The organism is Undibacterium hunanense, from assembly GCF_014284335.1.
GTDB lineage: Bacteria > Pseudomonadota > Gammaproteobacteria > Burkholderiales > Burkholderiaceae_D > Undibacterium > Undibacterium hunanense.
In genome coordinates, this window is sequence record NZ_JACOGF010000001.1 from 248,157 (window position 1) to 260,546 (window position 12,390).

A 12,390-nucleotide genomic window follows, 5' to 3' on the forward strand; every position below is an offset into this window, starting at 1 on the left:
TTTACGCTAAAAAACTGATGCAACTGATTTTTATTTCTTGTCAGCACGGCTTCACAAGCAAGCGGCTACCTTGTATTTCTTCAATCATATAAGCACCGGGATAGCCAGCCGAGTGCTGCAATTCCACATCCCACATGGCACCGCGATACATGGCGCGTGCCACAAATTTGCCATTACCCTGGTCTTTCCAGTCATTAACCTGCAGGCTTTGGCCTATATCCATGTTGACGTTGGGGTCGCGTGATGCTTCATGGCGCTCCGTGCTGCCATACTTACTCTTGCGCAAGGCAAAGGTAGCAACAGAACCAACTACCGAGGCAATGACTGCCTGCACCAATCCACCGAACTCAAAAAAGGCTGCAATTGCGCCTGCCAACAAGCCAACTGCAATCATTAACAAGTAAAAAGTACCGGTAAAAAGCTCCAGTATTACGAGTATGACCGCCAACGAGGTCCACATCATCCATCCATTCATTTTATTGTTCTCCTTATCAATTTTTATACCACCAGTGACTCTGCTGCATTTGCATTCTCTACGAACTGCTTATATTTTTCATCGGTAATCGTCGTAGGAATTTACTCACAAAAAAGCCCTCGTTACCTACTCGGTAGCGAGGGCTTTTCCAGGAATTTTGTTGAAGTATTGATTTTCTTTTTCTTAAGTTTCGACACCGGTAGTCTAGTCCTAATTCAAGAAAATACAAGGGTCCAAAATCATTTATGTTGCGGCGCACCAACAAGAAAAAACGGGAATGTCATATCAGACATTCCCGTTTTTCCGGGTAGAAACAAATGCTCAACCAGGCTTATTTGGCAACCGCTGCCAGCTTCTGCCAGGTGTCGATGACTGAATCAGGATTCAGAGAAATGGATTCGATTCCCTCTTTCATCAACCATTCGGCAAAGTCAGGATGATCCGAAGGTCCCTGGCCACAAATGCCTACATATTTATCCAGCTTGCGGCAGGCAGCGATAGCGCGTGACAACAGGGCGCGCACGGCAGGATCACGCTCGTCAAAGTCGGCAGCCAGCAGTTCCATGCCGGAATCGCGATCCAGGCCCAGTGTCAATTGCGTCAGGTCATTCGAACCGATAGAGAAACCGTCAAAGAATTGCAGGAATTCTTCAGCCAGTATCGCGTTCGATGGCACTTCACACATCATGATCAGACGCAGGCCATTTTCACCACGGCGCAGGCCATTTTTTGCCAGCAGATTCACAACTTTTTCTGCCTGGCCCAGTGTACGGACGAAAGGCACCATGATTTCCACATTGGTCAGACCCATGTCGTTACGTACGCGCTTCATTGCCTGGCATTCCATGTCGAAACATTCGGCAAAGTCTGGTGCCAGATAACGTGCTGCACCACGGAAACCCAGCATAGGGTTTTCTTCATCAGGTTCGTAGCGAGAACCACCTATGAGCTTCTTGTACTCATTGGATTTAAAATCAGACAGGCGCACGATGACTTTTTTAGGCCAGAATGCAGCAGCAATGGTCGCCACGCCTTCAGCCAGTTTGTCGACATAAAAAGCCTTGGGTGAAGCATGGCCACGGGCCACGGATTCCACTGCTTTTTTCAGATCTGCATCAATATTCGGATACTCCAGAATCGCTTTCGGATGTACGCCAATATTATTATTGATGATGAATTCCAGACGCGCCAGGCCGACACCTTCATTCGGCACCGACTGGAAGTCAAACGCCAGTTGAGGGTTGCCAACGTTCAGCATGATCTTCAACGGCAACTTCGGCAATTCGCCACGCAACTCTTCAGTGACTTCGGTTTCCAGCAGTCCGTCGTAAATCTTGCCTTCATCACCTTCGGCGCAAGAGACGGTCACCAGGGTGCCATCTTTCAGCACGTCCGTCGCATCTTCACAGCCCACCACAGCAGGCACACCCAGTTCACGCGCAATAATTGCCGCGTGGCAGGTACGGCCACCACGGTTGGTAACGATAGCGGCAGCACGCTTCATGACTGGTTCCCAGTTCGGATCAGTCATGTCAGCCACCAGCACATCGCCCGGTTGTACTCTTTCCATCTCTGACGGGTCATGAATCACACGCACACGGCCTGCACCTATCTTCTGACCAATCGCACGGCCTGATACCAGGACTGTGCCACTGCCCTTCAGTTTGAAGCGTTGCTGTGCATCTGTTGGTTTTTGCTGAGACTTGACGGTCTCTGGACGTGCTTGCAGGATGTATAGTTTGCCGTCACGACCATCTTTACCCCATTCTATGTCCATAGGACGGCCATAGTGCTTTTCAATGATGGTCGCGTATTTGGCCAGCTCCACCACCTCGGTGTCATTCAGCGAATAACGGTTACGCAATTCCACCGGTACATCCACGGTCTTGACGGAACGACCGGCCTTGGCTTCACCGGTAAATTCCATCTTGATCAGCTTGGAGCCGATATTGCGGCGTATGACCGGCAATTTACCCTGTTCCAGCATAGGTTTGTGGACATAGAATTCATCCGGATTCACCGCGCCCTGGACCACGGTTTCACCAAGGCCATAGCTGGATGTGATAAACACCACATCCTTGAAGCCGGATTCGGTATCTATCGTGAACATGACGCCAGCGGCACCCAGATCCGAACGCACCATGCGCTGCACACCGGCAGACAAGGCGACTTCAGCGTGGGTGAAACCTTTATGGACACGGTAAGAAATCGCCCTGTCGTTGTACAAAGAGGCGAAGACATGCTTCATCGCTTCCAGCACGTTGTCGATACCGACGACGTTAAGGAAAGTTTCTTGCTGGCCAGCGAAAGACGCATCCGGCAAATCTTCAGCGGTGGCAGAAGAGCGCACGGCGAAAGACATTTCTGCAGTGGATTCGGCAACCAGTTTATTGTAGAAGGCTTCGATTTCCGTTTGCAGGCGCGGCTGGAAAGGCGTGTCGATTATCCACTGGCGAATCTCGGCACCAGCTTTTGCCAGTTCCTTGACGTCATCAATGTTCAGGTGTTCAAGACGATCAGCGATACGCTGGGCCAAAGGCAGGCCGCCGTCGATACTATGGGCAAGGAAATCACGAAACGCCTGCGCTGTGGTGGCAAAACCACCAGGTACCCGCACCCCGGCAGTGGCCAGCTGGCTGATCATTTCGCCTAATGATGCATTTTTCCCGCCGACGGATTCAACATCCGTCATGCGTAAATGCTCAAACGAGGCAACATAAGTTGCTTCGGTATTTGCTGCGTTGGACATAACAACCTCTTTTTGATGGTAAGAAATCTTTGCCCTGCAGCTTCGTCTCCCACTGTTTTTTTGTTATTCTTGAGGCGAGCTGCTGAGGGCGTATTGAGATGTGCTTTTTTATTGACCCACCAGCTATACCAAAAACACATCTCAACACGTCCTGAACCATGCTGTTGCAGCATTTTACATTGTGTCTCGCAAGAATTTCTCACGCAAATGAGAATTTGCTGTGTTTTTTGTTTGTACTTATATAAAAAATCTTACAAAAACCGTACAGACACCCCTTATAAATATATTTAATTAACCATATCAAAATTACCATGTCAGATTCCCCTCAACAAGCAAGGCCAGCCGCCAACCGTACCGTATTCTTTGTCTCAGACGGTACGGGTATTACGGCAGAAACCTTCGGGCATTCCGTGCTGACGCAATTTGACCTGAAATTCAAGCAAGTCCGCCTGCCTTTCATTGATACCCTGGAAAAAGCACATGATGCCGTGCGTCGCATCAATGACGCATTCAATGCCGATGGCAACCGCCCCATCGTCTTTTCCACCCTGGTAAAAACCGACCTGGCTGGCGTGGTTTTCAAGTCCAAGGGTCTGCATATGGACCTGATACAGACTTTTGTATCGCCACTGGAACAGGAACTGGGTATCAAATCCACCCATACCATAGGGCGCAGCCACAATATTGCCGATTCTGAGGAATATAAAAACCGCATTGAGGCCATCAATTTTTCCCTCGCGCATGACGATGGTCAGTCGAACAAGAATTTATCGACGGCAGATGTGATACTGGTCGGTGTTTCGCGTTCAGGCAAGACCCCGACCAGCCTTTACCTGGCGATGCAGTATGGCATCAAGGCAGCCAATTACCCCTTGATACCGGATGATTTTGAACGTGGCAGACTGCCATCGGCCCTGCCCGAATTCAAGGGCAAGATATTCGGACTGAGCATTGCGCCAGAACGGCTGTCGGAAATCCGTAATGAACGTCGCCCCGGCAGCAAATATGCATCGCTGGAAAATTGCCGTTACGAAGTCAATGAAGCAGAATTGATGATGAAACGGGAAGGCATACGCTGGCTGTCATCGACCGCCAAGTCGATTGAAGAAATATCCACCACGATATTGCAGGAAATTAAATCTGACGTTCGGGTTTATTAAAACTCATTGGCACTCATCAGAACTCATTTCATGAGTAGCAATGAGTTCTGATATAGCAATATTAATTCGACTTGCCGAGCTGCTGCCTGACCTGTTCAAAAAAACAGATGGCAGCGCTGGCTGCCACGTTCAGCGATTCTATCGCTGCCTGCTGGGGAATGGTCACGGTTTGGCTGGCCATCGCCATCAACTCCGGTGATACGCCCTGCCCTTCATGACCAAACAGCCAGACTACATCCTTGCTGAGGTCAGTCTGGTATATGGTTTGTTTGGTATGCGAGCTGGTTGCCAATACGGGAATGCTGGCATTTTCCAGCAATTCAGCCAGGTTTACGTTTTCAAAAATATTAAGCAGGAAATGCGCTCCCATGCCGGCCCGCATGACCTTGGGTGACCAGGCCGATGCTGTCCCTATGCTGCAAAACACGTTGCGTATGCCGGCACCTGCTGCACTACGCAAGATGGAACCCAGATTGCCTGGGTCTTGCAGATTATCCAGCACGACCGAGGACACAGCCAATGTTGCCGGCAGTTGCGGCGCCGGTGTCGCGATCACAAACATCAGGCCCACACCATGCTCAACCTGACTTAAGGCCTTGTACAGCGCATCTGGCAGGCAAATGCACTGGACCGCCTGCTGCTCTATGTTTGCCAGAATGGCGGCCACTTCAGGATGGTGCAGGCTGCCTTCGGCAACGATGCAGCATTGCGGTAAGCCATGATGCTGGGAATAGGCCTGACACAGATGCACGCCATCCAGCAAGGTACGGCCGGCCTTGCGCAGGGCCTGCGCGCTGGTGGCCAGATGTTTGAATTCCTTGTAGAGCGGATTGTCGCGAGAGGTAATCGATTTCATGTATGGTGTATTTATTTGAGCAATGCCTTCACGGGCGCATACGATTTTCTGTGTATCGGTGACACGCCATGTTCACGCAGGCGCTCCAGGTGCAATGCGGTCGGATAGCCCTTGTGCTGGTCCAGCGCATACTGGGGATAGGTTTCATGCAATTGCATCAAAACATGGTCTCGCGCAGTTTTGGCGAGTATGGATGCGGCCGATATGGCTGCCACCTTGTCATCACCCTTGACGATGGCTTCAGAAGGAACGGCCATGACCGGGCAGCGGTTGCCATCAATCAGGGCCAGTGTCGGTGTGACAGACAATCCTTCAACCGCACGGCGCATGGCCAGCATGGTAGCTTGCAGGATATTGAGTTCATCGATTTCCTGTTCCGAGCATTCGGCGATACACCACGCCAGCGCATGCTGCTTGATTTCCACCGCCAAGAGCTCGCGCTTTGCTTCACTGAGCTTTTTGGAATCGCGCAAGCCCGGGATCGGACGTTGCGGGTCAAGAATCACGGCAGCTGCCATCACCGGCCCTGCCAGCGGGCCACGCCCGGCTTCATCAACACCACAAATCACTTCTGCTTCGTAATCAAACAGGGACAAACCGGGTGTCAGGTCATGCATGGAAAAATGCTTTCAGTGCTGCGGGGTCTAAAAAATAATGACAGATGCGCTGCTGTTGCTTCTGCCCTTGCTTCTGCCCTACCAGGACAGGCACCAGTTCATCGTACATAGCCAGCAGCTCATCGTCCTGATCAACATCGACTACCTTGACTGTGAAGCCGTATTCCGGGCTGTAGGCTTGCAACTGTTCCAGCATGTCGTCACAGAGATGGCAATAACTGCGGGAATATAGGGTAAATTGAATCATCATCTTGCCAGTCAGGTTATCCGCAATCAGATTTGCGTCACTACAAGCGTATTATAAGTCGCTGCGATCAGCACTACCAAATCGCCACCAAATAAAAAAAGGCCACCTGCTGAACAGGTGGCCTTTCTTGAGATCAGTCTACCAGACTGTCAGGCTACTAGACCGGTTTATTGCGTAGTCGGACGCACGGCGACAAACTTGGATACTTCGCCACGTTTCACCAGCAACAGCACTGCTTTCTTGGCATCCACTTTCGCCATCACCGCAGCAAATTCCTTGGCATCCTTGATATCGGAATTATTCACACGGGTAATGATGTCACCAGCCTGCAAGCCAGCCTTGGCAGCGCCGCCATCCACACTTTCCAGGATAACGCCGCCACTGACTTGAGATTCACGCTTTTGCGCATCGCTCAGGTCAGCCACAGACAGACCAAATACATTAACAGCAGGTTCAGCTTTTTGTTTGCCGGTTTTGGCAGCAGGTGCTTTTTCTGCATCGGCTTCAGCGACCGTGATCACGATATCTTTTGCGCCACCTTTACGCCAGACTGTCACTGTCGCCTTGCCACCAGGTTTGATATCACCAACGATACGGTTCAGGTCCACGGCTTTTTCGATGACAGTGCCATTTACCTTCTGGATCACATCACCGACTTCAACTCCGGCTTTTTCAGCTGGAGAACCAGGCATGACACGCTGTATCAGCGCGCCCTGGGCTTTTGCCAGACCCAGGCCTTCTGCCACTTCTTTCGGTACATCAATGCGTTCTACACCAAGGTAGCCACGCACCACTTTACCGGCAGATTTCAATTGTTCGACGACGCGCATGGCTTCATCAATCGGGATCGCAAACGAGATACCCATGTAGCCGCCAGAACGGCTGTAGATCTGGGAGTTCACACCGATGACTTCACCGCGCATATTGATCAGCGGGCCACCAGAATTACCTGGATTAACCGCTACGTCAGTCTGTATCAACGGCAGGTAATCACCGGTATCACGTGCCTTGGCGGAAATAATGCCTGCTGTCACGGTATTGTCGAGATCAAACGGTGAGCCGATGGCAATCACCCATTCACCGGCCTTGATCTTGTCAGAATCACCGACGGTAACACGCGGCAACTTGCTGCCGTCAATTTTCAATACGGCGACGTCGGTACGACGATCAGCACCAATCACCTTGGCCTTGAATTCACGCTTGTCGGTCAGTTTGACATACACCTCGGAAGCGCCCTCGACCACATGGGCATTCGTCAAGACGAAACCATCCTGCGAGATAATGAAACCGGAACCCACACCGCGCGGCACTTCTTCCTCCTGCGCCTGTGGTGCCTGCTTGCGGTTTTTTGGTGTAGGCTGCGCTTTTGGCGTAGGTGTAGGTACAGGCACACCAAAGAAGCGGCGGAAAAATTCTTGCATCTGGTCATCATCCAGACCATTTGCATTCTGGCCGGTCGGGACTTTTTCTGTTGTCCTGATGTTCACCACGGCTGGACCGGATTTTTCCACCAGTTCGGTGAAGTCAGGCAAGCCTGTTACCGGGGCCGCCAATGCGACCGGGTTGGCATTGATTGCTGTTGGTACGACCAAACCCACGCAGGCACTCAGTACCAGTGTGGAAGCAATTTTTTCAATTGGAAAAAGTTTGTTCACGTTCATGGCGTCATTCGCTTATCTAGGTTTAAATTCAATCGAGTTCATTACCTGCCGGATTGCGCCTGCCGGTACTTCCCCCACCACGGTCAACCAGTATTCAGCATGACGCTTGCCCATGATGGTCATGGCGCCCTGCTGCAGACTGCCTTCCGTGCGATTATCACTATCTGGTTCAATAAAAACGGAAATTGCCGCCAACCCGTCAGAAAAAATCATTTGTATGACCTGATGCGCCTTCGCTGCATTTGCATCACTGCTTTTGGCTGTGGCAGACGCAGGAATCAGACGTTTCATTTCACGAATCTTCTTGAATCCGGCTGGCAAGGATTTTACAACCCAACCAGAATTGATATTGGACTGCACCGTCAGATTTTCAACCTGCCATTGTGCAGTATTTTGAAAAGTGGGCCTGACCTTCTGTTTATCGATATCACCTATCGTCAACTGGGTAAAGGCGATTTGCTCTATCACTTCATTCTTTGGATTCAGTGTCTGTGCACGCAACAGCAGCCCGGAATCACGCTCTACGCACAGGCGATAGCCATAGCGGGAAGCATCACGTGGCTCCAGTGAATACGTCTGGCAATCGATGCCGGCAACGCGGCTGAGTTCTGCTTTTTTGATCGAATATGACTCGGGGAGCGCATGCGCATTGGAGGTCAGCAAGGCAGGAAAAACTTCTTGCGTGACATTTTTTTCTACCTGCAATGTCTTACTTTCTGGCAAGTAACACATGGCTTCATCATTTTTCCGCACATATTCACGCGGCTGACCATCCAGAATTTCCAATTTTTCCAGTTCATTGCGTGCTTCGAGAATATGGGTAATTCTGGAAGTGCGAATCTGATTCGCCTGCTGGTACACAAAGGTGCCCGAGTAATTCAGTTTCTGCGCAGAGGCCTGCATTTTTCGCAAAACGCCATGTACTTCCCGTCGGTCTTCCGACGAATCCTGCGCTGCTGCCGGTGCCATCAATGTGCTCAGCAAGCAGGCAGATCCCGCCACCGCGATCTTAAAACGCCATACGCACATCATACTTATTTTTCCGAAGCGGCTGAAACGGCATTGGCACGGGTAACGTACTGTGTAGCGTTATTCAATGAAGGTGAAAAACGCTGATGGGCCTGCAGGTAACTATCGATACGCGGATCACGCAGCATATCTGGCATGTCGGCTGCCAGCTTGTCATTGGCCTGGGCATTTTTTTCCATGACGGCTGGATTCTGGCTGCTGTTGACTGCCAGTGCAGACATCGGCGTACTGTCACCATGCGATGCCAGTTGCACATTACCTGCAGGTGCAGATCTGCTACTGATCTGGGTAGCGGCATCCTGGCCGTTATGCATGAATGGCAGTTGCGGTGCCAGAATGAAGGCAAACACTACAGCTGCGGCAGCGCTGGCTACCGCTACGTAAGAGCCTAGAAATTTCTGTCCCTTCTGAGGTGCAGGCGTATCATTTTTAATCAGCGCATTCGGCACCAGGATGACAGGTTCCGCATCCAGTCTTGCCGACAGCCGGCTGGAAAAATCTGCACTGAAACTCACAGCCAATTCTTCGGAACGCAGCACATCACCAATCTGGTGATAAATTTCCCAGGCATCCTTGTTTCCGGGCTGGTTTAAACCCGCCAGCAAGGAATCCAGTTGAGCATCACTCAGCTCGCCATCTGCCATGGCGGAAATGCTCTCATGTTGATTTGTGCTTTTGTCCATAATTTTCACCTTTTACCACTTATTTTGAATTCGTTTTTTACTACCTTGTGCCGTGCCAGCCTGGTTTACCAGCGCTGCTCCAGCGTTGTACCTAGCAGAGGCCGCAATTTTTCAGCGATGGCCTCTCGTGCCCTGAATATCCTGCTGCGTACCGTTCCTATCGGGCACAGCATGACTTCCGCGATTTCGTCATAGCTCAGGCCCTCTATCTCGCGCAGGGTGATTGCGTTCCGCAACTCTTCCGGCAAGGTGGACATGGCGCTATTCACCGTTTCTGCGATCTGCTTGCTGGCAAGCAGGGATTCTGGCGTATTAATATCTCTCAGACCTTCTGCATCGGAAAAACTTTCTGCTTCATCGACATCGGCATCCGTCGAAGTCGGCGCCCTGCGCCCTTGCGTTACCAGGTGGTTTTTCGCGGTATTCACACCTATCCTGTACAGCCAGGTGTAAAACGCGGACTCACCACGAAAATTCGGCAAGGCACGGTATGCCTTGATAAATGCTTCCTGTACTACATCTTCTGCTTCGGCATGATCATAGACGAGCCGGGACACGAGCCGCATTAATTTCCTTTGATATTTGGAAACCAGAAGCTCGAATGCTTTTTTGTCACCACGCTGGACGCGCTCAACCAATAGCTGATCAATTTCGCGTTCTGTCGTCACTCATTCATTCCTATATGCGCAAAGTGCAGCGTACAAAAGCGGCAAATGCATTTTATTAACGTCAACATACGCGATTTATACCCGGTCAGAGTACTCATTATTGCTAAAAGTTCCTTCACAGAGGTAACATTTCATTTCACATAGTGCTGGCTAATCCACATCAGGCTTACTTTCAATGCCCGAAAAACAACAGGATTCACAGAATCAGGCAAAATTAGCAACTTGTGCTCCCGGCCCTGCTCATCAATCAGAAAAATTGACAGCAATTGCGGTAGCAAGCGGCTTTTGGGACTCAAGCTCACGGTCAGACCCGCATGATGGATAGCACCCGCAGTTTCATGCAAGATCATGGAACCACTGTCGGCAATACTCAGCTTGCAGAACCGCGCCTCCTTGCGCCAGGTCCGGTATAACTGAAGCACAATCAGGCACGCGGCGACCACCCACAGCAAGGCTTTCACCGCCACTGCCATGCCCGACTGCCAGATCACCAGACTCAGGCTGGCAAGCGCCAGACCTGCCATGCCAGTTAATGCAGCAAGCAGGATACGTGAAGGCCTGATTTCAGCAAACAGCGCAATCGACATGGTGGACACGACGGCAAAAAAAATGGCACTTCATTTCAAACTGAAACGAAGTGCCAGGATTGATTCTTTTCCGAATCAGGCTTTTGCAAATATCAAAGTGCCATTCGTTCCACCGAAGCCGAACGAATTTTTCATTGCATATTCGATCTTCATATCCCGTGCCGTATTGGCACAGTAATCGAGATCGCACTCAGGGTCTTGATTGACGATATTGATCGTCGGTGGCGATACCTGATTGTGCAGGGCCAGCACCGTGAACACGGATTCAAGACCACCGGCACCACCCAGTAAATGACCGGTCATCGACTTGGTCGAATTCACGGTAATTTTGTAGGCATGGTCAGCAAAGGTTGCCTTGATCGCATCGGTTTCGTTCTTGTCACCAATCTGCGTTGATGTACCATGCGCGTTCAGGTAAGCAATTTGCTCAGGATTGATGCCAGCATCCTTCATCGCATTGATCATGCTGCGACGCGGACCATCCATAGTAGGCGAAGTGATGTGATAAGCATCACCACTCATGCCAAAGCCGATGACTTCAGCATAGATTTTCGCACCGCGTGCCTTGGCATGCTCATACTCTTCCAGCACCATAACACCAGCACCTTCACCCAGGACAAAACCGTCACGGTCCTTGTCCCAAGGGCGGGAAGATGTGGCAGGATCATCGTTTCTGGTCGACAGCGCACGCGCAGAAGCAAAGCCGCCCAAACCCAGGGGCGAAATCGTCGATTCCGCACCACCTGCGATCATCACGTCAGCATCACCGTAGACGATCATGCGTGCGGCAGAACCGATGCAGTGCAAGCCGGTCGTACATGCCGTGACGATTGCCAGATTCGGGCCTTTCAAACCATATTTGATGGAAAGATGGCCAGAAATCATGTTGATGATGGAAGCAGGCACAAAGAAAGGACTGATACGGCGTGGTCCACGCTCTATCAGGGTTTCTTTGGTTTCTTCAATCAGAGGCAGACCGCCAATACCAGAGCCAACAATCACGCCGATACGTTCTGCATTTTCTTCGGTAACGGTCAGACCGCTATCTACAAAAGCCTGCGCCCCTGCGGCAATGCCGTAGTGGATGAACGTATCCATGCTGCGCGCTTCTTTTGCCGGCATGTAGTCTTCGACATTGAAGCCTTTCACTTCACCGGCAAAATGCGTGGTGAAGGGAGTTGCATCAAATTTGGTGATCGTAGCGATCCCGGACTGCCCAGCAGTGATGGCACCCCAAGCATCTGCAATAGTATTGCCGACTGGCGAAATACAACCGAGCCCGGTAACGACGACTCGACGTTTAAGCGAACGACTCAAGCGCTTCTCCTGGATTTGAAAAAATTCGACTATTAGGCCTTGAGGTGTGCTTTAGCGTAGTCAATCGCTTGTTGAACAGTCGTGATTTTCTCAGCTTGTTCGTCAGGGATTTCCATTTCGAATTCGTCTTCGAGTGCCATCACCAATTCAACTGTGTCCAAAGAATCTGCACCCAAATCGTCCACGAAAGAGGATTCGATTTTGATGTCAGCTTCAGCGACGCCCAGTTGTTCAGCGACGATTTTCTTAACGCGTTGTTCGATATCGGACATGTGTGTCTCCAGTGAAAAAATCAAAAAAATAAGGGCCTACAGAAAGTGCGCGCATTTTAGCAGGTTTGT

General features: G+C 50.8%; 13 protein-coding genes. 1 reads left to right on the plus strand and 12 read right to left on the minus strand.

Annotated features, from left to right (window positions below):
* Positions 1-40: 40 nt before the first annotated feature.
* Entirely contained in the window at positions 41-475 is a 435-nt protein-coding gene (locus H8L32_RS01045) for an NfeD family protein (RefSeq protein WP_186945303.1), read from the minus strand.
* Positions 476-806: 331 nt separating this feature from the next.
* Positions 807-3,224, minus strand: coding sequence for a phosphoenolpyruvate synthase (gene ppsA / locus H8L32_RS01050; RefSeq protein ID WP_186945304.1), 2,418 nt, complete (start codon positions 3,222-3,224; stop codon positions 807-809).
* A 311-nt stretch (positions 3,225-3,535) separates the two neighbouring features.
* On the opposite strand from ppsA, the gene ppsR reads away from it, so the two are divergent.
* On the plus strand, positions 3,536-4,384 hold the full coding sequence (ppsR, locus tag H8L32_RS01055) for a posphoenolpyruvate synthetase regulatory kinase/phosphorylase PpsR (protein WP_186945305.1): 849 nt from the start codon (positions 3,536-3,538) through the stop codon (positions 4,382-4,384).
* Between the two features lie 61 nt (positions 4,385-4,445).
* Here the strand turns inward: ppsR and H8L32_RS01060 are convergent, their stop codons facing one another.
* From H8L32_RS01060 to acpP, 10 genes are all read right to left on the minus strand, one after another.
* Positions 4,446-5,240, minus strand: a complete 795-nt coding sequence (locus H8L32_RS01060; protein WP_186945306.1) for a TrmH family RNA methyltransferase — start codon at positions 5,238-5,240, stop codon at positions 4,446-4,448.
* Between the two features lie 11 nt (positions 5,241-5,251).
* Positions 5,252-5,857, minus strand: a complete 606-nt coding sequence (gene rnhB, locus H8L32_RS01065) for a ribonuclease HII (RefSeq protein ID WP_186945307.1) — start codon at positions 5,855-5,857, stop codon at positions 5,252-5,254.
* Entirely contained in the window at positions 5,850-6,104 is a 255-nt protein-coding gene (locus H8L32_RS01070; RefSeq protein WP_186945308.1) for a glutaredoxin family protein, read from the minus strand. The genes rnhB and H8L32_RS01070 overlap by 8 nt, the downstream gene beginning before the upstream one ends.
* Before the next feature lie 167 nt (positions 6,105-6,271).
* A complete protein-coding gene (locus H8L32_RS01075; protein ID WP_186945309.1) occupies positions 6,272-7,765 on the minus strand; it encodes a DegQ family serine endoprotease in 1,494 nt (497 codons plus the stop codon).
* Positions 7,766-7,777: 12 nt separating this feature from the next.
* Positions 7,778-8,797, minus strand: a complete 1,020-nt coding sequence (locus H8L32_RS01080) for a MucB/RseB C-terminal domain-containing protein (protein ID WP_230412016.1) — start codon at positions 8,795-8,797, stop codon at positions 7,778-7,780.
* Positions 8,798-8,799: 2 nt separating this feature from the next.
* Positions 8,800-9,477: a sigma-E factor negative regulatory protein gene (locus H8L32_RS01085; protein ID WP_186945310.1), complete on the minus strand. Its 678-nt coding sequence runs from the start codon at positions 9,475-9,477 to the stop codon at positions 8,800-8,802.
* A gap of 65 nt (positions 9,478-9,542) precedes the next feature.
* Positions 9,543-10,145, minus strand: a complete 603-nt coding sequence (rpoE, locus tag H8L32_RS01090) for an RNA polymerase sigma factor RpoE (protein ID WP_186945311.1) — start codon at positions 10,143-10,145, stop codon at positions 9,543-9,545.
* Positions 10,146-10,276: 131 nt separating this feature from the next.
* A complete protein-coding gene (locus H8L32_RS01095) occupies positions 10,277-10,732 on the minus strand; it encodes a protein YgfX (protein ID WP_186945312.1) in 456 nt (151 codons plus the stop codon).
* A gap of 75 nt (positions 10,733-10,807) precedes the next feature.
* Entirely contained in the window at positions 10,808-12,049 is a 1,242-nt protein-coding gene (gene fabF, locus H8L32_RS01100) for a beta-ketoacyl-ACP synthase II (RefSeq protein WP_186945313.1), read from the minus strand.
* 32 nt (positions 12,050-12,081) lie between these two features.
* Complete coding sequence (gene acpP, locus H8L32_RS01105) at positions 12,082-12,321, minus strand: acyl carrier protein (RefSeq protein WP_110253556.1); 240 nt, start codon at positions 12,319-12,321, stop codon at positions 12,082-12,084.
* Positions 12,322-12,390 lie beyond the last annotated feature (69 nt).

What these genes read in the sequence shown, in the direction of transcription:
- H8L32_RS01095 (WP_186945312.1), bottom strand. Translation starts at nt 10,732, where the DNA reads ATGTCGATTGCGCTGTTTGCTGAAATCAGGCCTTCACGTATCCTGCTT.
- H8L32_RS01060 (WP_186945306.1), bottom strand. Translation starts at nt 5,240, where the DNA reads ATGAAATCGATTACCTCTCGCGACAATCCGCTCTACAAGGAATTCAAA.
- H8L32_RS01080 (WP_230412016.1), bottom strand. Translation starts at nt 8,797, where the DNA reads ATGATGTGCGTATGGCGTTTTAAGATCGCGGTGGCGGGATCTGCCTGC.
- acpP (WP_110253556.1), bottom strand. Translation starts at nt 12,321, where the DNA reads ATGTCCGATATCGAACAACGCGTTAAGAAAATCGTCGCTGAACAACTG.
- ppsA (WP_186945304.1), bottom strand. Translation starts at nt 3,224, where the DNA reads ATGTCCAACGCAGCAAATACCGAAGCAACTTATGTTGCCTCGTTTGAG.
- H8L32_RS01045 (WP_186945303.1), bottom strand. Translation starts at nt 475, where the DNA reads ATGAATGGATGGATGATGTGGACCTCGTTGGCGGTCATACTCGTAATA.
- H8L32_RS01070 (WP_186945308.1), bottom strand. Translation starts at nt 6,104, where the DNA reads ATGATTCAATTTACCCTATATTCCCGCAGTTATTGCCATCTCTGTGAC.
- H8L32_RS01085 (WP_186945310.1), bottom strand. Translation starts at nt 9,477, where the DNA reads ATGGACAAAAGCACAAATCAACATGAGAGCATTTCCGCCATGGCAGAT.
- rnhB (WP_186945307.1), bottom strand. Translation starts at nt 5,857, where the DNA reads ATGCATGACCTGACACCCGGTTTGTCCCTGTTTGATTACGAAGCAGAA.
- ppsR (WP_186945305.1), top strand. Translation starts at nt 3,536, where the DNA reads ATGTCAGATTCCCCTCAACAAGCAAGGCCAGCCGCCAACCGTACCGTA.
- H8L32_RS01075 (WP_186945309.1), bottom strand. Translation starts at nt 7,765, where the DNA reads ATGAACGTGAACAAACTTTTTCCAATTGAAAAAATTGCTTCCACACTG.